The 26367-nt window shown below is 71.8% G+C and carries 22 protein-coding genes and 1 pseudogene; 10 read left to right on the plus strand and 13 right to left on the minus strand.

The annotated features are described in order from the left end of the window. The first annotated feature begins 10 nt into the window (after positions 1–10). From SAVERM_RS19610 to SAVERM_RS19620, 3 genes are all read left to right on the plus strand, one after another. Positions 11–1519 (plus strand): CehA/McbA family metallohydrolase, encoded by a 1509-nt coding sequence (locus SAVERM_RS19610; RefSeq protein WP_010985226.1) that lies wholly within the window; start codon positions 11–13, stop codon positions 1517–1519. Between the two features lie 85 nt (positions 1520–1604). Further along, a complete protein-coding gene (locus SAVERM_RS19615; protein WP_010985227.1) occupies positions 1605–2012 on the plus strand; it encodes a nitroreductase family deazaflavin-dependent oxidoreductase in 408 nt (135 codons plus the stop codon). Between the two features lie 82 nt (positions 2013–2094). Beyond that, complete coding sequence (locus tag SAVERM_RS19620; RefSeq protein ID WP_037644719.1) at positions 2095–3423, plus strand: DUF3500 domain-containing protein; 1329 nt, start codon at positions 2095–2097, stop codon at positions 3421–3423. 43 nt (positions 3424–3466) lie between these two features. On the opposite strand, the gene SAVERM_RS19625 is transcribed toward SAVERM_RS19620, so the two are convergent. From SAVERM_RS19625 to SAVERM_RS19650, 6 genes are all read right to left on the minus strand, one after another. Next, on the minus strand, positions 3467–4966 hold the full coding sequence (locus SAVERM_RS19625; protein ID WP_010985229.1) for an aldehyde dehydrogenase family protein: 1500 nt from the start codon (positions 4964–4966) through the stop codon (positions 3467–3469). Further along, entirely contained in the window at positions 4963–6693 is a 1731-nt protein-coding gene (locus SAVERM_RS19630; protein ID WP_010985230.1) for an N-acyl-D-amino-acid deacylase family protein, read from the minus strand. The genes SAVERM_RS19625 and SAVERM_RS19630 overlap by 4 nt, the downstream gene beginning before the upstream one ends. Before the next feature lie 14 nt (positions 6694–6707). Continuing rightward, positions 6708–7826 (minus strand): LLM class flavin-dependent oxidoreductase, encoded by a 1119-nt coding sequence (locus tag SAVERM_RS19635; protein ID WP_078234405.1) that lies wholly within the window; start codon positions 7824–7826, stop codon positions 6708–6710. A gap of 108 nt (positions 7827–7934) precedes the next feature. Then, the gene (locus SAVERM_RS19640) at positions 7935–8711 is read right to left on the minus strand and encodes an SDR family NAD(P)-dependent oxidoreductase (RefSeq protein WP_010985232.1); all 777 of its coding nucleotides are present in this window, start codon (positions 8709–8711) and stop codon (positions 7935–7937) included. A gap of 8 nt (positions 8712–8719) precedes the next feature. Then, positions 8720–9649 carry an LLM class F420-dependent oxidoreductase gene (locus SAVERM_RS19645; RefSeq protein ID WP_010985233.1) on the minus strand — a complete coding sequence of 310 codons (930 nt, stop codon included), beginning with the start codon at positions 9647–9649 and terminating at the stop codon, positions 8720–8722. Further along, positions 9646–10896 (minus strand): amidohydrolase family protein, encoded by a 1251-nt coding sequence (locus tag SAVERM_RS19650; RefSeq protein WP_037644713.1) that lies wholly within the window; start codon positions 10894–10896, stop codon positions 9646–9648. The genes SAVERM_RS19645 and SAVERM_RS19650 overlap by 4 nt, the downstream gene beginning before the upstream one ends. 200 nt (positions 10897–11096) lie before the next feature. Between SAVERM_RS19650 and afsR the strand changes: the two genes are divergently transcribed. Together afsR and SAVERM_RS19660 are read left to right on the plus strand one after the other, a co-directional pair. Continuing rightward, positions 11097–14039 carry an SARP-family global regulator AfsR gene (gene afsR, locus SAVERM_RS19655; protein WP_010985235.1) on the plus strand — a complete coding sequence of 981 codons (2943 nt, stop codon included), beginning with the start codon at positions 11097–11099 and terminating at the stop codon, positions 14037–14039. Between the two features lie 211 nt (positions 14040–14250). Then, positions 14251–14514: a hypothetical protein gene (locus tag SAVERM_RS19660; protein WP_010985236.1), complete on the plus strand. Its 264-nt coding sequence runs from the start codon at positions 14251–14253 to the stop codon at positions 14512–14514. A 193-nt stretch (positions 14515–14707) separates the two neighbouring features. Here SAVERM_RS19660 and SAVERM_RS19665 read toward each other — a convergent pair whose 3' ends face one another. Next, on the minus strand, positions 14708–16291 hold the full coding sequence (locus tag SAVERM_RS19665; protein WP_010985237.1) for a FadD3 family acyl-CoA ligase: 1584 nt from the start codon (positions 16289–16291) through the stop codon (positions 14708–14710). A 129-nt stretch (positions 16292–16420) separates the two neighbouring features. On the opposite strand from SAVERM_RS19665, the gene SAVERM_RS19670 reads away from it, so the two are divergent. Genes SAVERM_RS19670 through SAVERM_RS19685 form a run of 4 tightly spaced genes read left to right on the plus strand, consistent with a single transcriptional unit; the run spans position 16421 to position 19768 of the window. Next, positions 16421–17569: a lipid-transfer protein gene (locus SAVERM_RS19670; RefSeq protein ID WP_010985238.1), complete on the plus strand. Its 1149-nt coding sequence runs from the start codon at positions 16421–16423 to the stop codon at positions 17567–17569. A 1-nt stretch (position 17570) separates the two neighbouring features. Next, the gene (locus tag SAVERM_RS19675) at positions 17571–17987 is read left to right on the plus strand and encodes a Zn-ribbon domain-containing OB-fold protein (protein ID WP_010985239.1); all 417 of its coding nucleotides are present in this window, start codon (positions 17571–17573) and stop codon (positions 17985–17987) included. Next, entirely contained in the window at positions 17984–18754 is a 771-nt protein-coding gene (locus SAVERM_RS19680; RefSeq protein WP_171033178.1) for an enoyl-CoA hydratase/isomerase family protein, read from the plus strand. Before SAVERM_RS19675 ends, SAVERM_RS19680 begins: the two co-directional genes overlap by 4 nt. A 36-nt stretch (positions 18755–18790) precedes the next feature. Then, on the plus strand, positions 18791–19768 hold the full coding sequence (locus SAVERM_RS19685) for an alpha/beta fold hydrolase (RefSeq protein WP_037644711.1): 978 nt from the start codon (positions 18791–18793) through the stop codon (positions 19766–19768). A 43-nt stretch (positions 19769–19811) separates the two neighbouring features. On the opposite strand, the gene SAVERM_RS19690 is transcribed toward SAVERM_RS19685, so the two are convergent. From SAVERM_RS19690 to SAVERM_RS19705, 4 genes are all read right to left on the minus strand, one after another. Then, positions 19812–20360, minus strand: coding sequence for a hypothetical protein (locus tag SAVERM_RS19690; RefSeq protein WP_052082282.1), 549 nt, complete (start codon positions 20358–20360; stop codon positions 19812–19814). A gap of 151 nt (positions 20361–20511) precedes the next feature. Continuing rightward, a complete protein-coding gene (locus tag SAVERM_RS19695; protein WP_010985243.1) occupies positions 20512–21159 on the minus strand; it encodes a hypothetical protein in 648 nt (215 codons plus the stop codon). Positions 21160–21227: 68 nt separating this feature from the next. Next, complete coding sequence (locus tag SAVERM_RS19700; protein ID WP_010985244.1) at positions 21228–21839, minus strand: NADPH-dependent FMN reductase; 612 nt, start codon at positions 21837–21839, stop codon at positions 21228–21230. After that, on the minus strand, positions 21836–22153 hold the full coding sequence (locus SAVERM_RS19705; protein ID WP_010985245.1) for a winged helix-turn-helix transcriptional regulator: 318 nt from the start codon (positions 22151–22153) through the stop codon (positions 21836–21838). Before SAVERM_RS19705 ends, SAVERM_RS19700 begins: the two co-directional genes overlap by 4 nt. A 14-nt stretch (positions 22154–22167) precedes the next feature. Between SAVERM_RS19705 and SAVERM_RS19710 the strand changes: the two are divergent. Continuing rightward, a pseudogene (locus tag SAVERM_RS19710) lies at positions 22168–22740 on the plus strand (zinc-binding dehydrogenase); the annotation flags it as partial. 140 nt (positions 22741–22880) lie between these two features. Here SAVERM_RS19710 and afsK read toward each other — a convergent pair. Continuing rightward, positions 22881–25229, minus strand: coding sequence for a protein serine/threonine kinase AfsK (afsK, locus tag SAVERM_RS19715; protein WP_010985247.1), 2349 nt, complete (start codon positions 25227–25229; stop codon positions 22881–22883). Positions 25230–25441: 212 nt separating this feature from the next. Next, the gene (gene kbpA / locus SAVERM_RS19720) at positions 25442–26236 is read right to left on the minus strand and encodes an AfsK-binding protein KbpA (RefSeq protein WP_010985248.1); all 795 of its coding nucleotides are present in this window, start codon (positions 26234–26236) and stop codon (positions 25442–25444) included. Between the last annotated feature and the right edge of the window lie 131 nt (positions 26237–26367).

Consider the following 26367-nt stretch of genomic DNA (forward strand, 5'->3'; position numbering starts at 1 on the left):
AGCAGCTGTCATGTGTGAGGACGACCACGGAATCGGCAGACGGGCGTTGTTCGTGACGGGAGCGGCCGCCGCGCTTACGTTGGGAAGCGTGAGCTTCGCGAGCGGTGCCCCGGCGGCCGGCCAGGAGACGCGGACGGTGCGCGGCACCCTGCCCACCGGCTCGCCGGACTTCGTGTACGTGCCCGTCGAAGTCCCCTCGGGCGTACAGGAACTCCACGTCGCCTACACCTACGAGAAGCCGGCCGTGCCCGCCGGCACCCCGGGCAACGCCCTCGACATCGGCCTCTTCGACGAACGCGGCACGGAACTGGGCGGCAAGGGCTTCCGCGGCTGGTCGGGGGGCGCCCGCACGGAGTTCTTCGTCCGTGCGGACGACGCGACCCCCGGGTACGTCCCGGGGCCCGTCCGCCCCGGCACCTGGCACATCGCCCTCGGCCCGTACACGGTGGCGCCGGGGGGTCTGCCGTACGAGATCACGGTCACGCTGACCTACGGGGAGCAGGGCCGGACCCCGCGGCCCGGCTACCCGCCCGCGCGCGCCAAGGGCCGCGGCCGGGCCTGGTACCGGGGCGACTGCCATCTGCACTCCTGGCACTCGGACGGCCGCCGCACCCCCGCGGAGATCGCCGCCCTGGCCCGCGCCGCGGGCCTGGACTTCATCAACTCGTCCGATCACAACACCCACTCCGCGCACCCGCACTGGGCGGACCAGGCGGGCGACGACCTCCTGATCATGCTGGGCGAGGAGGTCACGACGAGGAACGGCCATGTGGTGGCGCTGGGGACCGACCCCGGCACGTTCGTGGACTGGCGCTACCGGGCCCGCGACAACCGCTTCGGCCGGTACGCCCGGGAGATCCGGCGCGCCGGTGGCCTGGTCGTCCCGGCGCATCCGCACGCCACCTGCGTCGGCTGCAACTGGAAGTTCGGCTTCGGCGAGGCCGACGCGATCGAGGTGTGGAACGGCGCGTACACGCCGGACGACGAGGTGGCGCTGGCCGACTGGGACAGCATGCTGGTCGCGTCCGTGCGCGGGGACGCGCGGTCGTGGATCCCGGCGATGGGCAACAGTGACGCCCATCGCGACCCCGACCCGGTCGGCACCCCGCAGACGGTCGTCCTCGCCGACGACCTCACCCGCGAGGCCGTCCAGGAGGGCATCCGCGCGGGCCGCTCGTACGTGGCCGAGTCGAAGTCGGTGTCGCTGTCGTTCTCGGCGGCGGGGCCGAAAGGTGAGCACGCGGGGATCGGCGGCCGGCTGCGGGTGGCCGGCGACGCCCCGGTCACGGTCCGTCTGGAGGTCACGGGGGCGCCCCGCTGCTCGGCCCGCTTCGTGACGGACCAGGGTGTCCTCTTCACGAGCGCCGTCCTCCCGGTGTCCGGCAGCGGAACGGTGGAGTGGCGGACGACGGCGCAGTACGCGGCGTACGTACGGGCGGAGCTCCGGCACGAGGCGGCGCTGGGTCCGCTGCCGGGGCCGCTGGCGGCGTTCACCAACCCGATCTTTCTGGGGGCGTGAGGCGCGCGGTCGACAGCGCGGCCGTGGTCGGCGAGGCTCGCTGATGAAAGAGGCGCGAGCGGCGAGAGGGACGGGAGAGGCGAAGATGGCACGCTACGACGAGGTCAAGTTCCGGGCGATCACGGCATTCCAGCGGAGGGTCGGCAATCCGGTGCTGCGCCGACTGCCGTTCCAGACGGTCCTGGAGACCACGGGCCGCACGTCGGGGCTGCCCCGTCGGACCCCGGTGGGCGGCCGCCGCGTCGGTGACTCCTTCTGGCTCGTCTCCGAGTACGGCGAGAAGTCGCAGTACATCCGCAACATCAAGGCGAACCCGACCGTACGCGTCCGCATCCGGGGCCACTGGCACCCGGGTACGGCCCACCTCCTGCCCGACGACGACCCCCGAGCCCGCCTGAAGACCCTGCCGCGCCTGAACAGCACGGCGGTGCGGGCCTTCGGGACGGGTCTGCTGACGGTGCGGGTGGACCTGACGGACACCCGCGTGACCTGACGGGGGGGCGGCCACGCCTCTCATGGCCGCCTCACAGGTTTCCCCCACCGGCGCTTTATCTCCGTCGTGGAGCTTGGGGCGCATGGACGGACACACACCCCGCACTCCCGAAGCCGAGCGCAGTCGCCGGTGGTTCATGAACAAGGCGCTGCTCGCCGGCGGTGTCGCCGCGGTGGCGACCATGACCGGCTGTTCCGCGGGCTCCTCCGGCGCGTCGAGCTCCGCCTCGGCCTCCGGGGCGCCGGGCGGCATGCCGTCCGGCGCCCCCTCGGGCGCCCCCTCCGGGGGGCCCGGCGGAGGCGCCGGCGGGATGGGCCCCGGCGCCAGTGAGGTCAAGTACGACGACTTCACGGGCGTCACCACCGACGGCAAGGCCGCCGACGGCCTGTACTCCGTCCACGCCACCGACGTCTCCACCGACGCGGTGGTCAAGGCGGCGCAGGCCTTCCTGGACGGGCTCTCCCAGAAGGAACGCAAGGCCACCCTGTTCGATGTGCAGGCCGACGAATGGCTGGCCTGGAGCAACGTCGACGGATACCAGCGCGAGGGCGTCCGCATGGGCGACATCACGGCCAAGAAGCGCGACCTCGGCTACGCGCTGCTCGGCGCGGCCCTGTCCGCCGACGGGCTCACCCAGACCCGCAACATCATGAAGCTCAACGCGTTCCTGGGCGAGTACAGCGGTGGCGGCAAGGAGACCCTCACCGAGGGCGCCTACTTCTTCACGATCATGGGCACCCCGTCGACCACGAAACCCTGGGGCTTCCAGTACGAGGGCCACCACGTGGCCATCAACTACTTCGTCCTGGGCGACCAGGTCGTCATGACGCCGACCTTCATGGGCTCCGAGCCGACGTCCGCAACGTACAAGGGCGAGAAGATCGTCACCTTCAGGACGGAGACGAAGGCCGGTCTGACGATGCTGCGCTCCCTGACCGACGCGCAGCGCAAGAAGGTCGTCTCCTCGGAGACCAAGGCCGGCGACAACATGAAGGCCGGCGCGGGCCAGGACAACCTCAAGCTCGCCTACCAGGGCCTGGCCGGCTCCCAGCTCACCGACGCGCAGCGGGACAAGCTGCTCGACCTGGTGCGCGTCTACGTCGGCTACATGGACGACGGGCACGCCGAGGTGAAGATGACGGAGGTGGAGAAGCACCTGGACGACACGTACTTCTACTGGATCGGCGCGACCAAGGACACCTCCCCGTTCTACTACCGCGTCCACAGCCCGGTCGTGCTCATCGAGTACGACGCCCAGTCCCCGATCGCGTACGGCACCAAGTCCGGCGGCGGCATGGGCGGCCCCGGCGGCAAGCCGACGCAGCAGCACATCCACACCATCATCCGCACCCCGAACGGCGGCGACTACGGCGTGGACCTGCTCAAGCTCCACCTGGCCCACGACCACTGAGACCACGGGGACCACGGGGACCACTGACGCCACTGGGGCCGGCTCACCCCGGCCACACGATCGCCTGCAGCTCGCTGTACGCGTGCAGCGCGTACGAGCCCACGTCCCGGCCGACCCCGCTCCTCTTGAAGCCGCCGAAGGGGGCCTCCATGTTCCGGCCGACCGTGTTGACGCCGACTCCGCCGGCCCTGAGGCGGCGGGCGACGCGGAAGGCGCGGGCCACGTCGGCGGACCAGACGTAGTCGATCAGGCCGTAGTCGCTGCTGTTGGCCAGCTCGATCCCCTCCTCCTCGTCGTCGAAGGGGAGGACGGCCACGACCGGACCGAAGATCTCCTCGCGGACCACCCTCATGTCGGTGGTGCAGTCCGCGAGGAGCGTCGGGGCGACGTAGAACCCCGTGGCGCACGGGGGCCGTTCGCCGCCCGTCACCACCCTCGCCCCCTCCTTGCGGCCCAGCTCGACATACGACTCCACCCGGTCCCGGTGGGCCGCCGAGATCACCGGGCCCACGACCGTGCCCGGGGCGCGCGGGTCCCCGACCGGCAGACGGCGGGCGTACGCGGCGAGTTGGTCGACCACGCGGTCGTACACGCCCCGCTGCGCCAGCACCCGCGTCGGCGCCGTGCAGATCTGGCCGCTGTAGAACGAGAACGTCGTGCCGATCCCCGAGACCGCCGACGCCAGGTCCGCGTCCTCGAAGACGAGCGCCGCGCCCTTCCCGCCCAGCTCCATCAACTGCCGTTTCATGCCGCGGCCGCACACCTCGGCGATGCGCTGTCCGACGGCGGTGGAGCCGGTGAAGCTCACCATGTCGACGTCCGGGCAGTCCACGGCCGCCTCGCCTGCCTGCGCCCCCGAACCGCTGACCACGTTGACCACACCCGGCGGCACACCCGCCGCCTGAAGCGCCTCGGCCATCCGGTACACGGACAGCGGGTCCTGCGGGGCCGGCTTCACCACCACCGTGTTGCCCATGGCCAGCGCGGGCGCGATCTTGCCCGCCGGGTTCGCCCACGGGTTGTTGTACGACGTGATGCAGGTGACGACGCCCACCGGTTGCCGTACCGCGAGGGCGCCCATGACGGCGGCCCTGCCGAACGGGCCCGCCTCGTTGATCTGCGGGGCGATGGGCTCCTCGGCCGGCTCCACACGCGCGTACCGCCTGAACCGGGCCGCCCCGACCCCGACCTGCATGCCGCGCGCCGTGCCGGTCGTGGCGCCGCTCTCGGCCTGGGCCAGTTCGGCGTACGGCACGAGGTTGCGCCGCATCACCTCCGCGGCGCGGCCGAGGACCGCCGCACGCTCCTCGGCCGGCGTGCGCGACCACGCCGCGAAGGCCTCACGGGCCGCGGCGGCGGCCGCGTGCACCTGGTCCCGCGAGGCCTCCGGCGCCCACCCGACGACTGCCTCGGTCGCCGGGTCGATCACCTCGTAGTGGCCGCCGTCGGGGGCGACCCACTCACCGCCGATGAACAGCCGCTGCGCGTCGCTCGCCCCAGGCGTCACTGGAGCCGCTGGATTCCCTGGAGTCCCCGGAGTCATCTGGTGCTCACCGTCCGCGTGTCCCGGCCCGACCGCAGCACCTTTCCCGGTACGGCGCCGGTCACCACGTCGTCCCTGATCGCCTCGACCCCGTTGACCCACACGGCCGTGACGCCGATCGCCTTCGAGTCGAGCCGTGGGCTGTCTCCCGGCAGGTCGTGCACCAGGGTGGCCTTGCCCGCGTCGATCCGCGCCGGATCGAAGAGCACGAGGTCCGCGTGGAAGCCCTCCCGGATCCGGCCGCGGTCCCGGAGGCCGAAGAGCCGCGCCGGGTCGTCCGTCAGCATCTTCACCGCCTGCTCCAGCGGCACCAGCTTCCGGCCGCGCAGACAGTCGCCGAGGAACCGGGTCGTGTACGGGGCTCCGCACATGCGGTCCAGATGGGCGCCCGCGTCCGAGCCGCCGAGCAGGACGTCCTTGTGCCGCCAGGTCTCGGCGCGCAGGGCCCAGGAGTCGGGGTCGTTGTCGGTGGGCATGGGCCACAGGACCGTCCGCAGTTCGTCGGCCGCGCAGATCTCCACCAGGCAGTGGAAGGGGTCCTGCCCGCGTTCGGCCGCGATGTCGTTCACCACGCGCCCGGTCAGGCCCTCGTTCGCCGTGCTGTAGGTGTCCCCGATGACGTACCGGCCGAAGTTCGCGAGGCGGCGGAAGACGCCCGCCTCCTTGCTGTCCGCCCGTCGCAGCAGCTCCGCGCGGACGTCCGGATCGCGGAGCCGCGCGATCCGCTCGGGCACCGGCAGACCGAGCACCTCGCCCCACCCGGGGATCAGGTTCAGGGCGCAGAAGGTGCCCAGGGACATGTTCATGGGGGTGAGGATCGGCATCGTCAGGGCCACCACCCGTCCCCCCGCCTTCCGGGCCCGCTCGCTCGCGGTCAGCTGCCGCGGTACGCGCTCGGGAACCGCCGCGTCGATGGTGAGGACGTTCCAGTTGAGCGGCCGGCCCGCCGCCGCGCTCATCTCCACGAAGAGGTCGATCTCCGCGTCGCTGAACTGGTCCAGGCAGCCGGCGACGATCGCCTCGATCTGGGTTCCCTCGTGCTCGCCCACCGCCCGCGCCAGCGCCAGCAGCTCCGCCGGCCGCGCGTGCCGGGAGGCGACCGGCTGTCCGTCGCCGTCCGAGTGGGTGGACGACTGGGTGGTGGACAGGCCCCACGCACCCGCGTCCATCGCCTCGTGGAAGAGCGCCAGCATCCGCTCCAGCTGCTCCCGCGTGGGCCGGCCGCCGACCGCGTCCGGGCCCATAACGTACCGGCGCAGGGCGCAATGCCCCACCATGAAACCCGCGTTGACGGCGATCCGGCCCTCCAGCGCGTCCAGGTAGTCGCCGAAGGTGTGCCAGCTCCAGGGGGCGCCCTCCTCCAGGGCGACCAGGGACATGCCCTCCACCTTGGACATCATCCGGCGGGTGTAGTCCGCGTCCTGGGGCCGGTCCGGGTTCAGCGGCGCGAGGGTGAAGCCGCAGTTGCCGCCCGCGACCGTCGTCACCCCGTGGTTGAGGGACGGGGTCGCGTAGGGGTCCCAGAACAGCTGGGCGTCGTAGTGGGTGTGCGGGTCGACGAAGCCGGGGGCGAGGACGAGGCCGGCCGCGTCCTCGCCGGCCCTGGCCGGCTCGGTGACCGTGCCGACGGCGGCGATACGGCCGTCCCGTATCCCCACGTCGGCGGTGTACGCGGGCGCGCCCGTCCCGTCCACGACGGTCGCGCCCCTGATGACGTGGTCGAGCATGGCGCGTACCCCCTCTAGACGGACTGCCGGAAACGGGTCGTGCGGTGCACCGGATCCGTGTCGATCTTCGGGATCACGTGCTCGCCGATCAGCCGGATCGTCTGGAGCGTCTCCTCCTTGGGGACACCCACCGGCAGACCGAAGCTCAGCTGGTCGGCGCCCGCCTGCTCCCAGCGCTTGCACTGGGTCAGCACCTCGCCCGGATCGCCGCAGATCAGCAGCTCCTCGGCGATGAGCAGCTCGATGAACTCCTCGTTGTACTCGGGGAGCGTCTCGGGCCAGACGGGGAAGCCCTCGGGGCGCGGGAAGGTGTCGTGGTAGCGGAAGACGAGGGACGGCAGGTAGTGCAGCTGGCCGCCGACCGCGATCCGTACCGCCTCCTCGTGCGTCGGCGCGCAGATGGCGGTGGTCGTCACCATCACGTTGTCGTTGACGAAGTCCCCGACCGGCCGCGCCTCGACGACCGCCGTCTTGTACTGCTCGAGGACCCACTCCATGTCGGAGACCTTCTGCACGCTGAAGCCGAGCACGCCGAGGCCCTTGCGGGCGGCCATGGCGTACGAGGGCGGCGACCCGGCGGCGTACCACATCGCGGGGTGCGACTTCCCGTACGGCTTGGGCAGCACCTTGCGCGGCGGGAGCTGCCAGTGCTTGCCCTGGAACCCGGGGTACTCCTCCTGGAGCCACATCTTCGGGAACTCGGCGATGGTCTCTTCCCAGATCTCCTTGGTGTAGTTCATGTCGGTGACGCCCGGTATGAAACCGAGGATCTCGTGGCTGCCCGCCCCCCGTCCGCTGCCGAACTCGAAGCGGCCCTCGCTGAGGTGGTCGAGCATGGCGACCTTCTCGGCGACCTTCACGGGGTGGTTGACCTGGGCGAGCGGGTTGAAGATGCCGGAGCCGAGGTGGATGCGCTCGGTGGCGTGCGCGAGATAGCCGAGGAAGACGTCGTTGGCGGAGAGGTGCGAGTACTCGTCCAGGAAGTGGTGCTCGGACGCCCAGGCGTACTTGAAGCCGGACGTGTCCGCCTGGATGACGTACTCGGTCTCCTCCATCAGCGCCTTGTGTTCCGCGAGCGGGTCGGTCTCGGCGCGCTTGCCCACGTATCCCTGTACAAAGAGCCCGAATTCCAAGGAGGTTCACCGTCCCCAGGAGTCTTGTCCATCAAATCTGACGTGCCGTCAGATTCACACAGCCGACTGTTCCACCGCCCCCGAGGAGCGTCAATAGCTGACGAGACGTCAGATGACGCTCACTCCCGCCAGCCATCCTCCGTCGATCACGAACGGCTGCCCGGTGATGTACGAGGAGTCCTCACCGGAGAGGAAGAGGGCCAGCCGGGCGACCTCCTCGGGCCTGCCGATCCGGCCCAGCGGCACGAGCCTGCCGTACAGCTCGCTGAGGGCCCGCGCCGTCTCCTCGGGGTCCGCGCCGGGGTCGAGCTGGGACGGGTTGCTCATGGCGGTGTCGATGGCACCCGGGCAGACGGCGTTGACCCGTATCTTCTTGGCGGCCAGTTCCAGGGCGGCGACGCGGGTGAGGCCGACGATGGCGTGCTTGGTCGCCGTGTACGCGCCCACGTACGCCATGCCCGTCAGGCCCGCGTACGAGGCCGTGTTCACGATGGTGCCGCCGCCCGCCGCCTCGATCTCGGGCGCGACGGTCTTGATGCCGAGGAAGACGCCGACCTGGTTGACCTGCACGATCTGCTGGAACTCGGCGAGTGGCGTGCCGACCAGGTCGTTGAAGCGCAGGATGCCGGCGTTGTTGACGAGGCCGTCGATGTGCCCGTACGCGTCCTTCGCGACCGTGACGGCCGCCTGCCAGTCGTCCTCCCGACCGACGTCGAGGTGGACGTACCGGGCCCCGATCTCCTTGGCCAGGGCCTCCCCCTGGTCGTCGAGCACATCCGCGACGACGACCTTGGCGCCCTCCTCGACGAAGAGCCGCGCCTCCTGCTCACCCTGCCCGCGCGCCGCCCCGCTGATGAGGACGACGCGTCCGTCCAGCTTGCCCATGGGTCTCCCTAGGTGAGGTGCGGCGCCACCTCGGCGCCGAACGCGGCCATCTGGTCGGTGAGTTCGCTGCGGCTCCGGCTGCGGAACCGCACCTGGATCTGGTCCACGCCCATCGCCCGGTACGCCCGCAGCGACTCGGCGAGGGCTTCGGGGCGCCCGGCGAGGGTGCGGCGGCCGACGTCCCAGCCGGGCCCGCCCACGTACAGGGGCTCGGTGATGGCGCCGACGGTGATCGGGTCGGAGATGCCCGCGCCCTCCCGCAGTCGCCGCAGCTTCGCGATCTGCTCCGGCAGCCGGTCGCGCGGGTCCCCCTGCGGCAGCCACCCGTCGCCCCGGACCGCGGCCCGGCGCACGGCGGCGGGCGAGGAGCCGCCGACCCACAGGGGCACCCGCGGCTGGGCGGGGCGGGGCCGCTGCCCGAGCCCCTCGAAGTCGTACACCTTGCCGTGGTGGACGGGGAATTCGTCGGGCCCCAGCGCGGCCCTCAGCGCGTCGACGCACTCGTCGAGCACGAACCCCCGCCGCTCGAAGTCCACCCCCAGCGCCTCGAACTCCTCCCGTACGTGCCCGGCGCCGACCCCGAGGATCAGACGGCCGCCGGAGAGGTGGTCGAGGGTCGCGTACTGCTTGGCCGTGACGAGCGGATGCCGCAGCCCGACGACCGCTACATGGCTGAGCAGCCGGACGCGCTCGGTGACACCGGCCAGGAAGGACAGGGTGGCGACGGGGTCGTACCAGACGGTGCTCATCGCGCTCGCGAGACGCCGGGGGATCGCGACGTGGTCGCAGCCCGCGAGGTAGGCGAAACCGGAGCGGTCGGCGGTGCGGGCGATCTCCACGAGGTCGTCCGGCCCGGCGCCCGCCTCCCAGCCCTCCGTGTAGAGGGTGCTCTGGGACTGGACGGGGAGCTGGATCCCGTAGGCGAAGGAGCCGTTCAACGGGCACCGCCGGGACCGGCCCACAACCCGTCGTCCGTGAGCCCGAGGAGCTCGATCGCGTTCCCCCGCACGATCCGCTCCACCACCTCCGCCTCCAGGTGCCCCATCTGCGCCTCGCCGACCTCGCGGGACTTGGGCCAGGTCGAGTCGGAGTGCGGGTAGTCGGTCTCGTACAGGACGTTTCCGATCCCGATGGCGTCGAGGTTCCGCAGCCCGAAGGCGTCGTCGAAGAAGCAGCCGAAGACGTGGCCGGCGAAGAGTTCGGACGGCGGACGGTGCACCTTGTCCGCGACGCCGCCCCAGCCGCGGTTCTCCTCCCACACCACGTCCGCGCGCTCCAGGATGTAGGGGATCCAGCCGATCTGGCCTTCCGCGTACATGACCCTGAGGTTCGGGAAGCGCTCGAACTTGCCGCTCATCAGCCAGTCCACCATCGAGAAGCAGCAGTTGGCGAAGGTGATGGTGGAGCCGACGGCCGGCGGGGCGTCGGCCGACGTCGACGGCATGCGGCTGCTGGAGCCGATGTGCATGGCGATGACGGTGCCGGTCTCGTCGCAGGCGGCCAGGAACGGGTCCCAGTCGTCCGTGTGGACCGACGGCAGGCCCAGGTGCGGCGGTATCTCGGAGAAGGCCACGGCGCGTACGCCGCGGGCGGCGTTGCGGCGCACCTCCGCCGCCGCGAGCCGCGCGTCCCAGAGGGGCACCAGGGTGAGGGGGATGAGCCGGCCGTGGGCGTCCGGGCCGCACCACTCCTCCACCATCCAGTCGTTGTAGGCCCTGACCCCGAGAAGGCCCAGTTCACGGTCCTTGGCCTCGGTGAACGTCTGGCCGCAGAAGCGGGGGAAGGTGGGGAAACAGAGGGCGGACTGGACGTGGTTGACGTCCATGTCGGCGAGCCGCCGCGGGACGTCGTACGACCCCGGACGCATCTGCTCGTACGTGATGACTTCGAGCTTGATCTCGTCGCGGGAGTACCCGACGGCGGTGTCGAGACGGGTGAGCGGCCGGTGCAGGTCCTCGTAGACCCACCAGTCGCCGAGGGGGCCGTCGTCGCCGGGACCGCCCATGACCGGGGCGAACTTGCCGCCCAGGAAGGTCATTTCCTTCAGAGGCGCGCGGACTATGCGAGGGCCTGTGTCCTGGTACTTCTTCGGGAGCCGGTCCCGCCAGACGTCAGGGGGCTCCACCGTGTGGTCGTCCACCGAGATGATCTTCGGGAAGGCCGAAAGGGTCCGGGAGGTCTCCATACGGCTCACGGTAGCGCTGATCTGACGACCCGTCAGCTATGTGCGAGGGCACTCCCGGGGCGGACGTCATGGGGCGAGTGTGTGCAGGCTTTGTGACGTCCCCCGCGGCGCCCTGTGATCGCTTTCCCCCGCGGCTGACGCATCCGCCATGAACAAGGCAAACTGTCCTCCTAGTCAGGACGGTTCGGCAGGGGGCAGCGATGGACGGTGTGCCGCGAGTACCGGAGCAGTGGCGTCCCGAGGAATCGGCGGCGCTGCGCTTCGGCGTGCTCGGCCCGGTCCGCGCCTGGCACGGGGAGAAAGCGCTGTCCACCGGTTCCCCGCAGCAACGCGCCCTGCTGGCCGCGCTGTTGCTGCGCGAGGGCCGCACCGCGACGGCCGGTGAGCTCATCGACGCCCTGTGGGGCGACGAGCCGCCGTCGCAGGCCCTGGCCGCCGTACGGACCTACGCCTCCCGGCTGCGCAAGGTACTGCCGGCCGGAGTCATGGTCAGCGAGTCGGGCGGGTACGCGATCCGCGGCCTGCCCGAGGAGGCGCTGGACGTGTCCCTGGCCCAGGCGCTCGCCGCCGACGCGGAGAAGGCGAAGGCCGCGGGCGACCTGTGCCGGGCCCGCGCCCTGCTCAACGAGGCGCTGGCCCTGTGGGACGGGGAGCCGCTGGCGAGCCTGCCGGGACCGTACGCCGAGACCCAGCGGGCCCGCCTCGACGAATGGCGGCTCCAGCTCCTGGAGTCCCGGCTCGACATGGACCTGGAACAGGGCTGCCACGCGGAGGCCGTCTCGGAGCTGACCGCCCTGACGGCCGCGCACCCCCTGCGGGAGCGGCTGCGCGAGCTGCTGATGCTCGCGCTGTACCGCAGCGGCCGGCAGGCGGAGGCCCTCGCGGTCTACGCGGACACCCGGCACCTGCTGGCCGAGGAACTCGGCGTCGACCCCCGCTCCGGCCTGAAGGAACTCCAGCAGCGCATCCTCCAGGCGGACCCGGGCCTGGCGGAGCCCTCCGGCCCGGCCGCCGAACCCCCGCCGGCGCCCGTACGCCCCGCCCAGCTCCCCGCCACGGTGCCCGACTTCACCGGCCGGGACGCCTTCGTCGCCGAACTGAGCGACGTGCTCGCGTCCGCCGAGGGCCGGGTGATGGCGGTCTCGGCACTGGCCGGGATCGGCGGCGTCGGCAAGACGACCCTCGCCGTGCACGTGGCCCACCAGGCGCGGGCCGCCTTCCCCGACGGCCAGCTGTACGTGGACCTCCAGGGCGCCGGACAGCGGGCGGCGGAGCCGGAGACCGTCCTGGGCGCGTTCCTGCGGGCCCTCGGCACCGCGGACTCGGCGATCCCCGACTCCCTGGAGGAACGCTCCGCCCTGTACCGCTCGGTCCTCGACGGCCGCCGCGTGCTGGTCCTGCTGGACAACGCCCGCGACGCCGCCCAGGTGCGTCCGCTGCTGCCCGGCATGGAGGGCTGCGCGGCCCTGGTCACCTCCCGGGTACGGATGGTGGGCCTGGCCGGGGCGCACCTCGTGGACCTCGACGTGATGTCGCCGGAGGAGGCCCTCCAGCTCTTCACGAAGATCGTGGGCGAGGAGCGGGTGGCATCGGAGCGCGAGGCGGCCCTTGACGTGGTGGCGGCGTGCGGTTTCCTTCCCCTGGCGATCCGCATCGCCGCGTCCCGGCTGGCGGCCCGGCGCACCTGGACCGTCTCCGTACTGGCGGCGAAGCTCGCCGACGAACGCCGGCGCCTCGACGAGCTCCAGGCCGGCGACCTGGCCGTGAAGGCCACCTTCGAGCTGGGCTACGGCCAGCTGGACCCGCCCCAGGCCCGCGCCTTCCGCCTGCTGGGCCTCGCGGACGGCCCGGACATGTCCCTGGCCGCGGCCGCGGCGGTCCTCGACCTCCCGGCCGAGGAGACCGAGGACCTGCTGGAGTCCCTCGTCGACACGTCCCTGCTGGAGTCGGCGGCTCCCGGCCGGTACCGGTACCACGACCTGGTCCGCCTCTACGCCCGCGCGTGCGCGGAGCGCGACGAGCACCCGCCGAGCGAGCGGGACGCGGCCATGGCGCGGTTGCTGGACTTCTATCTGGCCACGGCCGCGGAGGTCTTCGCCATCGAGCGGCCCGGGGACCGGCTGGTGGATCACCTGGAGCAGACCCGGACCCCGGGACTGGTCTTCCCGGACCGCCGCGCCGCCCAGGACTGGCTCTACTCCGAGGCCGTGCCGCTCCTGGCCTGCGTACGGCAGTCGTCGGGCGGTGCGACGCTCAGGCGTGCCGTCGACCTGTTGTGGGCCGCTGTCGACCTGGCGGAATCGGGGGCGAACGCCAAGGAGTACGAGGCGGCCGCGACGGCGCTGCGGGACGCGGCGCGGGTCGCTTCGGACCGCCGGGCGGAGGGGCGGGCCATCCTCGTCCTGGCCAACGCACGCCACTGGTCCGGCCTGTTCGACCAGGCCGATCAGGAGGCACGGCAGGCGCTCGCGCTCTCCGAGGCGGCCGCGGATCCGTTGCCCTGCTGCTGGGCGGCGAACATCCTGGGCGCCTTCGCGTTCTACCAGAGCCGCTACGCGGAGGCCGAGGAGTACCTGGAGCGGGCCATCCGGGAGTTCCGCGCCTGCGGGGACCGCTCCGGCGCGGCGGCCGCCCTGTGCAATCTCTCCCGGCTGCACCTGGAGACGGATCGCGCCCACAGCGCCGTCGATCTCGCCCAGCAGGGCACCGAGATGTACGAGGAGCTCGGGCATTCCCTCAAGGTCGCCAACGGCCGCTACGCGCTGGGGATGGCCCTCAGCAAGAGCGGCCGGCCGGCCGACGCCACCCATCGTCTCCGGGAGGCGCTCCAGGTCTTCCGCGCGAGCCGTCAGCGGTTGTGGGAGGGGATGACCCTCTTCCGGCTGGCCGAGGTCGATCTCCTGGCCCAGCGCCCGGCGCAGGCGGCGGCCAACTCCGAGATGGCGCTGGCGTTGCTGCGGGGGATCGGCGGCGAGTGGCGTCGCGGCAACGTGCTCACGGTGCTCGGCAAGTCCCTGAACGGGATCGGCCAGCCCGGCAGGGCTCAGGTCTGCTGGCGCGAGGCCCTCGAAATCTACGTGAAACTGAACTCTCCCGAGGCCGCCGAGGTGCAGGCACTGCTGGCTCCGGCCGCCGCTGCCTGACACCGGGCAGGGCGTTCATCGTTCGTTTATCGCGGCCAGGCACTCTCTTGGTTGTCGATCCGTCGCGTCGGGGGGCAGACGGACCGCCGGTGAGGTCGCCGCACTCGCACCTTAGGGTGGGCGACTCGAGTGGCCCACCCGGCCACCCTCGGGGGAGTGGCCGGGTGGGCTCTCCACAGTTCAACGGCAATCACCATGGGGAGGCACCATCATGAGCGACATCACGAAGGACGAGACGGTCGTCAAGCCGGACAACACCCACATCACCGACGCCGAGGCCGGCACGGAGATCAAGCCGCTCAACACGCACATCACCGATGCTGCGGCCGGCACGACGATCAAGCCGCTCAACACGCACATCACGGACGCCGAGGCGGGCACGGAGATCAAGCCGCTCAACACCCACATCACCGATGTCGAGGACGACGGCGAGACCACTCCGGACAACACGCACATCACGTCCAACCCCACCTAGACCTTTTTCCCACACGGGGATCGGCCGCGGCGGCGCGGAGGGGGAGCCGCCGCGGCCGACGTGTGTCCGGCGCCGGCACCGCACCCGGACTCGTCGCCGGCCGTGGCGTGCGGGAGGACCGGGAGTGCGCGCGGGTCGGGCCGTGCGGAACACCCCCTGCCAGGCGCGCCGGGAAGCCCGCTCTCCAGGCCCTTCACCGCCCCCGCAACTCCCCCTTCACCACCTTCCCGCCAGCGTTCCGCGGCAGCTCCCCCACGAACTCCACCGCCCGCGGCACCTTGTAGTTCGCCATCTCGCGCCGGGACCAGGCGATCAGGTCGTCCCCCGTCAGGACGGAACCCGGGCGGCGGACCACGTACGCCTTGCCCACCTCGCCGAGGCGTGCGTCCGGTACGCCGATCACCGCCACGTCCGCCACATCCGGGTGCAGGCCGAGCAGTTGCTCTATCTCGGCGGGGTAGGCGTTGAAGCCGCCGACGATGAACATGTCCTTGATCCGGTCCGTGATCCGGAGATTGCCGGACGCGTCCAGGACGCCCACGTCGCCCGTCCTGAGCCAGCCGTCCTCCGTCAGCGCCGCCGCCGTGGCCCGCTCGTCCTCGAAGTAGCCCCGCATCACGTTGAAGCCGCGGACCAGGACCTCCCCGGGGGAGCCGAGCGGCGCCTCCACACGGACCTCCGTACCGGGAATCGCGCGCCCCGACGTCGACGCGATCACGGACGGATCGTCGCCCCGACGGCACATCGTGACGATGCCGCTGGCCTCCGAGAGGCCGTACGCCGTGAGCACGGTTCCCACCCCCAACTCCCCCCGCAACCGCTCCACCAGCCGCAACGGCACCACCGCCGCCCCGGTCACCACCAGCCGCAGCGCCGACAGGTCGTACGCGTCCCGGGCCGGATGGTCCAGCAGGGACTGGTGCAGGGTAGGCGGGCCCGGTAGTACGGAGACCCGTTCCGCGGCGATGTTCGCCAGCACCGTGTCCACGTTGAACACCGGCTGCGGGATCATCGTCGCGCCTCGCATCAAGCAGGCGATCACTCCCGCCTTGTAGCCGAAGGTGTGGAAGAAGGGGTTCGCGATCAGGTAGCGGTCACCCCGGCGCAGGCCCGCCAGGTCGCTCCACACCTCGTACGCCCGCAACGTCTGCGCGTGCGTGATCACCGCGCCCTTCGGGCGGCCCGTCGTACCCGACGTGAAGATGATGTCCGAGACCGTCGAGCCGTCCAGCCCCCGCGCTCGCTCCCGCGTCTCCGCCTCGCCCACCCCCTCCCCGCTCGCCAGGAAGTCCTTCCACGTACGGAAGTCGGCCGGCGCGTCGTCCGCCAGCACCACCACCTGCTCCAGGGCGGGAAGCCCGGGCAGGGGACCACGGAGCCCCTCGCCCTCCCCCGCCGCCCGCCGCAGCGAAGCCACGTACGACGTGCCCAGAAACGTCCCGGTCACGAACAGCAACCGCGCCCCGCTCCGCCGCAGAACATAAGCCGCCTCGCTCCCCTTGAAGCGCGTGTTCAGCGGCACCAGTACCGCGCCCGCCGACACCGCGCCCAGCGCCGAGACGATCCAGTCCAGCGAATTCGGCGCCCAGATGCCCACCCGGTCGCCGACACCCACCCCGCTGGCGATACACGCCGCCGCCGCACGCTCCACCCGGGCGCCCAACTCGGCGTACGAGATCCTCGTACGGCCCTCCACCACCGCCTCGGTATCCGCGTACCGCTCCGCGGACGACCGCACCAGGCCCGGGATGCTGCCCCACTCCACGTCTCCGCGCACGAACGGCCTCCCCGCACTCACTAGCTGACTGACCGTCAGATTAGCTGTAGCCTGACGCCCTGTCAGCCAGCACTGTCGGCTGCGACAACTGCCGGTTCACCGTGGGCACTCTGCGGAGGTATATCCAGCATGGCCGGACTCAAGGACGCCACCGCGATCGTCGGTATCGGTCAGACACCCTTCGCCAAGCACCTCCCCGAGGACGAGCGGACCTTGGCCTGCCGGGCCGTGCTCGCCGCCCTCGACGACGCGGGAATCGCCCCGGGCGAGGTCGACGCCCTTGCCTCCTACACGATGGAGGAGACCGACGAGGTCCAGCTGGCGAAGGCGGTCGGGTTCGGGGACCTGACCTTCTTCAGCAAGGTCGGGTACGGCGGCGGCGGTTCCTGTGCCACCGTCGCCCATCTCGCCGCCGCCATCGCCACCGGGCAGGCCACGGTCGGCGTCGCCTGGCGGTCGCGCAAGCGGGGCAGCGGGCCGCGGCCGTGGAAGAACACCAGCGCCCAACTCCCCACCCCCGCCCAGTGGACCCGTCCCTTCGGCCTCCTCAGACCGGCCGACGAGATCGGGATGCTGACCCGCCGCTACATGCACGAGTACGGGGCGACCCGGGACCACCTCTTCAATGTCGCCCTCGCCTGCCGGAACCGCGCCAACCAGAACCCGGCGGCGATCATGTACGACCGCCCGCTCACCCGCGAGATGTACATGACCTCCCGGTGGATCAGTGAGCCCCTCTGCCTCTTCGACAACTGCCTGGAGACGGACGGGGCGTTGGCGTGCGTGGTCGTCTCCGCCGCGCGGGCGCGGGACTGTCCGCAACGGCCCGCCTACATCCACTCCGCCGCCCAGGGCCTGCCCGCCCAGCACCACGGCATGGTCAACTACTGGAACGACGATCCGCTCACCGGCCCCGCCTGGACGGCCGCCCGGCACCTGTGGAAGCACGCCGACCTCTCCCCGCAGGACGTGGATGTCGCGCAGATCTACGACGCGTTCACCCCGCTGATACCGCTGTCCCTGGAGGGCTACGGCTTCTGCGGGCGGGGGGAGGGCGGGGCCTTCACGGAGGGCGGTGCGCTGGAGATCGGCGGCCGGCTGCCCCTGAACACGGGGGGCGGGGGCCTGTCCGAGGCGTATGTGCATGGGTTCAACCTCATCAACGAGGGCGTGAGACAGCTGCGGGGGACGAGCACCGCCCAGGTCCCGGGCGCCGCCACCTGCCTGGTCACGGCCGGCGAAGGCGTACCGACGTCCGCACTTCTCCTGAGGAGTTGAGATGCTCACACCGGTCGTGGACGACGACGGCGCCCCCTTCTGGGAGTACGCCGCCCGGGGCGAGCTGAGGGTCCAGGCGTGCGCCGACTGCGGCGAGCCGCGCTTCCCGCCCCGTCCCTGCTGCCCGCACTGCCGGTCCTTCGCGAGCGAGTGGCGGCTGATGAGCGGGAAGGGGCGCGTCTGGTCGTACGTCGTCCCCCACCCGCCGCTCCTGCCGGAGTACGCGGCGCAGGCCCCGTACAACGTGATCGTCGTCGAGCTCGCCGAAGCACCCCGGATACGCCTGGTCGGCAACCTGGTCAGCGAGGCCGACGCGCCGCTCGACGGTGTCGCGCCGGAACGCGTGCGGATCGGCGCCAGGGTGCAGGCCGTCTTCAGCAGCGCCGGACTGCCCCAGTGGGTACTGGAGCGGCCATGACCCTGCGCGTCGTCGCGGACAAGGACACCGGCGTCGCCGTCGTCACCCTCGACCGGCCCGAGCGGCTCAACGCGATCGATCTGGAGACGGCCGCCGAACTCGCCGCCGTGTGGAGCGCGTTGCGGCGCGACGACTCGGTGCGGGCCGTCGTCCTGACCGGAGCCGGCGGGCGGGCGTTCTGCACCGGCATCGACCGGGGCGTCGACGTTCCGCAGCCCACCTCGCCCTACATGGCCGACGATCCGCTCCTCACCGTCGGGCCCAAGTCCAACGACCTGTGGAAACCCGTCGTCTGTGCCGTGAACGGGATGGCCTGCGGCGGCGCCTTCTATCTGCTCGGCGAGAGCGAGTTCGTCGTCGCCGACTCGACCGCGACCTTCTTCGACCCGCATACGACGTACGGCATGGTCAGCGCGTACGAGTCGGTCCTCATGGCGCAGCGGATGCCGTACGGGGAGGCGGCGCGGATGGCGTTGATGGGGACGGCGGAGCGGATCTCGGCGCGGCGGGCGTACGAGGTGGGGCTGGTGTCCGAGGTGACGGCACCCGGGGAGGCGTTGGCGGCTGCAACGCGGTGCGCGGCCGTCATCGCCGGCTGCCCGACCGAGGCCGTACAGGGGACCGTGCGGGCGCTGTGGGCCGCCAAGGAGGCGGCCCGTACCGCGGGATACGCACAGGCGCCGCACCTGATCGCGCTCGGAAATCTGCCGGGTGAGCGACAGGCGGAGCTGTTCGGGGAACGAAGCCGCGAGCACAGGTTGCGCTAGCAATGCGGATGCATGGCACACCCGTATGCTCGAATCATGGTCAACCATCGCATGATCGACGTGAACGGCATCCGGCTGCACATCGCGGAGCAGGGCGAGGGACCGCTGGTCGTGCTGCTGCACGGCTTCCCCGAGTCCTCGTACTCATGGCGCCATCAGTTCGGGCCACTGGCGGCCGCCGGCTTCCGCGTGGTCGCCCCGGACCAGCGCGGATACGGGCGCAGCGACCGTCCCGAGAGCGTGGACGCGTACACCATCCTGCACCTCGTCGGCGATGTGATCGGCCTGATCCACGCCCTCGGGGAGGAGACGGCGTACGTCGTCGGGCACGACTGGGGCGCGCCGGTGGCCTGGCACACCGCGCTGCTGCGGCCCGATGTCGTGCGCGGGGTCGCGGGGCTGAGCGTGCCGCCGCCGTTCCGGGGCGAGCGGCCGCCACTGGATGCGATGGACGAGATGTTCGACGGACAGTTCTACTGGAACTACTTCGCCCAGCCAGGTGTCGCCGACGCCGAGTTCGGGCGGGACGCACGTGGCTCGCTGCGGAAGTTCCTGTACTCGGCCTCCGGTGACGCCCCGGGCGCGGGCAGCGGACGGCAGCCGCTGGTCGCACCGGGGCGGGGCTTCCTCGACGGGATGCCCGACCCCGAGGTGCTGCCGGGGTGGATCACGGAGGCGGACCTCGACGTGTTCGCGGAGGAGTTCGCGCCCGGATTCACCGGGGCGCTCAACTGGTACCGCAATCTCGACCGCAACTGGGAGCTGACGGCGGCCTGGCAGGGCGCGGTCGTCAGCCCGCCGGCGCTGTACATGTACGGCGACCGGGATGCCGTCCCCGCGTTCCCCGGCACGGCCGAACTGATCGAGAAGCTCCCCGCGTTGATGCCCAACCTGCGCCGCGAGCCGCTGGTGCTGCCGGGCTGCGGACACTGGACACAGCAGGAGCGACCGAACGAGGTGAACGCGGCGCTGGTCGACTTCCTGACCGGGCTGCGGGGCGAGCAGAGGATCTGAGGGACTGAGGGGCGGGCACCGCACGGCCCGCCCCTCGGCCGTCCTACTCCGCCGTACGCGTCACAGCGCTCAGCTTGCAGGTGCTGCCGCTCGCGCTCTGCCCGGCGGCGGGGACGTAAGACGCCGCCACGTCCAGCGTGTCCGTGGAGTTCGCGGAGACGTAGGGGATGGTGGAGTTGCTGGTGCGCACGACCGAGCCGTCCGGGCCCTTGAAGGTGACGCTGAACTTGTACGTGTACGTCGTGCTCGCACTGGAGTTGGTGGCGCTGACGTGGGCGACGATGCCGCGCGCGTCGTCGAACACGCAGGTCTCGATCTTCACGTCCTTCGCGGGGTCGGTGGCCTTGCCGCCGCCGGTGGTGGAGCCGGTGGTGGAGCCGCTGCCGCTCGAACCGCCGGTCGTCGTGGAGTCGTTGTCGTCCTTGTAGGCGCCGCCGCCGGTGGAGCCGGTGGATCCGCCGCCGCTCGAGGACGAACTGCCGGAACCGCCGCTGTCGCTGTGGCAGCCGCCGCCGTGGGAGCCCCGGGCTCCGGTGAGGGCGACCACGGCGATACCGAAGACGGCGATGGCGCGGACATGACGAAGTTGCACGTTTTCAACCCCCGTTGAAAATCGCTGGATTGGGGTGCGCGAACAGCGCAAGGGCTCTCAGGCCCAGGAAACAGCCCGCCGCGGAACGAGATCCACCGGCGGGAGTCCGGTCACCCTAGCAGCGCACCCCGCGTACGGCCGACGTGGTCCGTCAGCTCGACGATTCGGCGACCGGATCGACGTCGCAGTGGTCGACGTAGTCGACGAGACCCGCGCCGCCCACCTCCACGTCGACGGTCGCCTTCCCCTTCGCCGGCACCCGGACATCGGCGTAGTGGTCGACTATCTCAAGGCCGTCCTTGTCCTTGAAGGTGACCGTGATCCAGAAGGTGCCCTTACGTGCATTGGGGTTCTTGACCTCGACGGTCGCGTAGGGCGCCTTCTTGGTCGCACAGCTCACCACCCTCGCCGTGCCGTCCTTCAGCGGTTCGTCATCGCCGTCGCCGCTGGAGGAGGTGGGGTTGGAACGGTGGGTGGGGCGGCGGTTGTAGGTACTGCCGCCACTGCTGCCACTACTGCTGCTGCCGCTGCTGTAAGAGTCGTCGTCCGAGTCGCCGTAGGAATCGTCGTAGGAGTCGTCGCTCCCCGCACCCGATGTCGTCGATCCGGAGCTGTACGAGCCGCCACCCGATGTCGATGACGACGAACTGTCGTGGTTCTGGCTGGAGCTGCTGCAACCGCCACCACCGCTGTGGCCGCCGTGGCCGCCGTGACCGCGTCCCCTGGAGAACCCGGTCAGCGCGAGAACCACCATGGTCAATACCGCTGCGAACTTGAGAGTACGCCCCCGTGTGTACATGCCAGCACCCTACTCAAGGCCACCGACAGCGGTACAAGCGCACACACCCGCGGTGCACGACCGCCGTGTCAGCCGCGGCGCGCGTGAGCGAAGCCGACGACCTGCTCGCCGAGCAGGCCCAGGCGCTGCCGAGGCCCGGCGTCCTCGATCGCCCCGTCGACCACCACCGGTGTCGCGGAGTTGACCGTCACCCCGAGCGGGGTCGGCCAGCCGCGCAGGGCGTGGACGATCCCGCGCAGGCTGGTGAGCGTGGCCACCGTCCCCTGCCAGCCGGCCGCGCACGTGATGCAGCCGACGGCGCGCCCTTCGAGGTAGGGCCGCGCGTCGTCGCGCAGGTCCTCGAAGTAGTCGAGGGCGTTCTTGACGAGTCCCGAGAGGTTGCCGTGGTAGCTGGGCGAAGCGAGGATGAGCCCGTCGCACGCCCTGACGGCTTCGACCAGCGCGACGGCGCGCTCGGTGCGATGGCTGCTCGCGGGCTGGTACATCGGCAGGTCGAGGGCGTCGGCGCTGAAGAGCTCGACGCGCGCGCCGGCCTGCTCGGCCGCTTCGAGTGCCGTGCGCAGGCAGACCTCGGACGAGAAACCGCGGCGTGCCGTTCCCCCGAGCCCGACGATGAGTGGCCGGTCGTCCGCGTGAAGTGCGCCGGACGCCGGGTGGCCTGACAGTACCGTCGACATCATGAGTTCCTCTCGGAGCGTGCCGGGTCCTCGGGCGGCGCGGGATCGGCTTCCAGGAACCCGGGCCCGCGGCTGGGCGTGACGCTGTGGATGGTGATTTCCTCACCGCACACATCGCAGGTGAGCCTCGGATGAGTGACCTCGCCGCAGGTCCGGTGCGTGAGCACGATCGGCGGGCCCTCCGGCCCGGCGAGGTGGGTGTCGCCCCAGCGCATGAGCACCACGATCGCTCCGAACAACTCCCGGCCGGCGGCCGTCAGGCGGTACTCGTAGCGGTCCGGATCGCTGGCGTACTGCACTCGGTCGAGCAGGCCCACGTCGACGAGCTTGCGAGGTCGTCGTGGTGTCCGGCGCCGCCGGAGCGGTCGGCAGCGTCGTCGGGCAGATCGCGAGGATCCACGGCTGCCGGGTCATCGGCGTCGCGGGCGGACCCGAGAAGTGCCGGACGATCGTCGACGAGTTCGGCTGCGACGTGGCGATCGACTACAAGTCCGAGAACCTTCGCGACGCGCTGCGCAAGCACGCGCCGGACGGAGTCGACGTGTACTTCGACAACGTCGGCGGAAAGACTCTGGACTCGGTGCTGACCCGCCTGGCCCGCGGCGCCCGCATCGTCATCTGCGGCTCGATGTCCCAGTACAACGCCACGGAGCGGCCGCCCGGTCCGGCGAACTACATGGCCCTGCTGGCGGCGAGGGCGTCGATGACGGGAATGGTCGTCTTCGACTACGAGGACCGCTACCCGCAGGCGAGCGCCGAGCTGGCCCGATGGCTGAAGGACGGCCGCCTGCGCTCGCGGGAGCACATCGTCGAAGGCGGCGTCCGCGCGTTCCCGGAGACCCTGCTCAAGCTGTTCTCAGGTGAGAACACCGGCAAGCTGATCCTCGCGCTCGGCAACGGATGAACGGCGCCCGGAACGGATCTCCGGGAAGGTCGCCCTCCCCGCTCCTGAACCGATAGCACCGCGGGCCCTGCGCCCAGCCTCCCCGCGCCTGTCCGGGCCTGACCCGCCGGACGGGCGCCGGGCCGTTCCCCGCGCCGGCGCTAGGCGGTCCGCGCCGTCCCCGTCCCCTTCTCCGCGTCCAGTGCGTACACGCAGCGGTCCTTGCTGCACGCGTACACCACGCCGTCCTTGACCACCGGGGCGCCGGTGATCTCGCCGCCCGTCGCCAGCTTCCAGCGCAGCCGGCCGTCGTCCGCCTTCAGCGTGTACAGGAGGTGGTCCGTGGAGCCGAAGTGGATACGGCCCTCGGCGACCGCGGGGGCGCCCACGATGTCGCCGCCCGCCTGGAAGCGCCACTTCGGGGTGCCCGTGACGGCGTCCAGGGTGTAGAGGCCCTTGCCGCTGCCGACGTGGACGTGACCGGCGGCGACCAGGACGGGGTCGAGCGAGGCGCGCGACTCCGTGGCGATGCGCCAGCGGTCACGCCCGTCGGTCGCGTCCAGGGCGTACACCGTGCCGAGGTAGTCGGCGAGGTAGATGCCGCCGCCCGCCACCGCGGGGCCCGGCACGAACGTGGGCGGGGACAGGAACACCGCCGGTGCCTCGAAGTGCCAGCGGACATGGCCGCCCGCGATGTCGACGGCCAGGACCCGGGTGCCGGCGGACACGTACACGTATCCGTCGGGGGCCGGGGTGAGCCGCACGGGTACGCCGCCGCAGGACGCCGCGTCACCGATCGGGTACGACCAGCGCTCCTCGCCGGTACGGGCCTCCAGGGCGCGCAGCCGGGCGTCCTTCCAGACGAACACCGTGCCGTCGTGGACGACGGGGCCGGCCTCCGGGGACTCGAAGTCCTGCTGGGCCCCGGTGATCTCCCAGAGCTTCTGCCCGTTGGCTGCCTCCCAGGCCTGTACGCCGCCGCCGCGCGTGCCGGTGACCACCGTTCCCCGGTCGGCCTTCAGCGCGTACACCCAGGCGTCCGTGGACAGCCGCCACAGGTCGGCGCCCTCGCGGGCGTCCAGGGCGAAGAGCGTCGGCCCGTCGGAGGCGTGGACCCGGCCGTCCGCGACCGACATCGACCAGGCGACGTCGCGCGTCTTGAACCGGCGGCGGCCGGTCGCCACGTCCAGGGCGTGCACCTCGAAGGAGGTGACGTAGACCAGGTCGTCGGCGACGGCGGGCGTGCCCCAGACATCGTTCGACATGCGAAAACGCCAGGGGCGCCAGCCGGACGCGGACTCCGCGGGAGCGACCGGCGGGGCGACCGCGGGGACCGGCTCGGCGCCGTTGACGCCGGGGCGCGGCCGGGACCAGGACGCGGCGAGGCCCGCCTCGGGAGGAGGCGCCTTGACGGCGGCGGCGCGGGCGTCGGCGACGCGCGGTCCCGGCCCGATGGGCACCGGGGCACCGGCCAGCCGCACGGGGCCGGCGTCGGGCGCGCCGACGCCCACCGGAACGGGGTCGTGCGAGGGCGGGGGCGGTACGACGGGCCGCGCTCCGCTGCGGCCTCCGGCACCGCCCTGGCTTCCGCCGGCCGGCGGCTTGATGGCCGGACGGCCGCCGCGGCGGGCCTCGATCAGGCCGACCGCCCGCTCGGGCAGCCACGCGGACGCCGTACCGCTGTCGTCGGAACCGGAGCCGAAGAGGTGGGGGGCCAGCTGGGCCTGGAGGTCGGCGGGGTTGGGGCGGCCGGTGGCCTCCATCTGCATGCAGGACTCGATGAGGGGCCGCAGCTCGTCGGGAAGACCTTCGAGGTCGGGGCCCTCCCGCAGCAGCATGAAGACCGTCTCGACCGGGTTGGCGCCGTGGAAGGGGGCGTGCCCGGTGGCGGCGAAGACGAGCATGGAGCCGAGCGAGAAGACGTCGCTCGCGCCGGTGACGCTGCGCGAGTCCTTCGCCTGCTCGGGCGACATGTAGGCGGGCGTGCCGACGGCGACGTTCGTCATGGTCAGACGCGTGTTCGAAACGCCCGACGCGATACCGAAGTCGATGACGCGCGGCCCGTCCTCGACCACCAGCACATTCGACGGCTTGAGGTCGCGGTGCACGAGTCCGGCACCGTGGATCGACTGGAGCGCCTCCGCGACGCCCGCGGCCAGCCAGCGCACCGCCTGGGCCGGAAGCGGCCCGCACTCGGTCACTATCTCCTCGAGGGAGGGCGCGGGAACGTACGCGGTCGCCAGCCACGGCACCGCCGCGCGCGGGTCGGCGTCGACCACGGTCGCCGTGTAGAAGCCGGAGACCGCGCGGGCCGCCTCGACCTCACGCGTGAAGCGGACCCGGAACAGCTGGTCCTCGGCGAGCTCCGTCCTGACCGTCTTGATCGCCACACGTCGGCCGGAGGCCGAGCGCGCGAGATAGACCAGCCCCATGCCGCCCGCACCCAGCCGTCCCAGCACCTCGAACGGCCCGATCCGCCGCGGATCGTGCTGCGTCAGCTGATCCACCACTTGCCTGCCACCTCCCCGTACGGGCCGCGTCACCCACGTATGTACGCGACCCCGTGCAGCGTCTCACCACCGCACCGCCATGGCGGCACGCACCCTGATTCTTCCTGGCCGGGCGACCTGGTGCGAACCCGGGGGCGGATCGGGGTGTCTCAGGACAAAACCACGTCGACCGCTCCGCGGGCCGCCCTTTTCCACCGGTACGGCACGAAGTCTCACCGCTGGAGCAGTGCGAACGACGCCCCTTGATTGTCCGTGACCACGGCCACACGTCCGTACGACGCGTCGAAGGACGGCACCTGTACGCGCCCGCCGAGCCGGTTCACCGCCCGGATGGCGTCCTCCAAGGCGTCGTCACCCTCCCGGACACCGAAGTGGACGAGGAAGTGGGGCGGCATCTCGGCCGGAAAGACGTCGGTGACGGAAGCACGGCCGAAATCGGGGCGGGCGCCGGGCCCGAAGAGGGCGTCGTGGAAGAGGTCGGCGTAGAAGGAGTCGGCGGCGGCGGTGTCGCGGGCGTACAACTCGGTCCAGCCGAAGGAGCCGGGCTCGTGACGGCGGCCGAATCCGGGGTGCGCACCGGCCTGCCAGAGACCGAAGACGGCGTCCTCCGGGTCGGCGGCCAGGGCGAAGGTGCCGAAGGGGGCCAGCGGGGTCGGCGGGTTGATCACCTGGCCGCCGGCCGTGCGGATGCGGCCCACGAGGGCAGCGGCGTCGGGCGTCGCGAAGTACACGGTCCAGACGGTGGGCATCCGGCCGTCCGCCTTGGGCGCGAGTGCGGCGACGGGGGCGCCGTCCAGGTACGCCCACACGGAGGAGCCGGGTGCCGGGCCGTCCGCCGGGCCGTGTTCCGCCCCGGCCGCCGGCTCGAAGGTCCACCCGAAGAGCTCACCGTAGAAGCGCTTGCCCGCCTCGACGTCGGGCAGCTGGGCGTCGACCCAGCAGGGGACGCCCTCGGGGAAGGCGGCACCGTTCCGGTCGGACGCGGTGGATGGCGGGGTTTCGGCCATATCGCCAAACTAACGGCCTTCCACGCTGCGCGCGCGTGGACGTACTCCCTCCTCAGAGGCCCCCGCGACCCTCGTACTCCCCATTTGCAGTCGGCCGAATCGCGCTCCGATCACCCCTCGGTAAGCTGACG

Origin of the sequence: Streptomyces avermitilis MA-4680 = NBRC 14893, assembly GCF_000009765.2 — a bacterium.
Taxonomy (GTDB): domain Bacteria; phylum Actinomycetota; class Actinomycetes; order Streptomycetales; family Streptomycetaceae; genus Streptomyces; species Streptomyces avermitilis.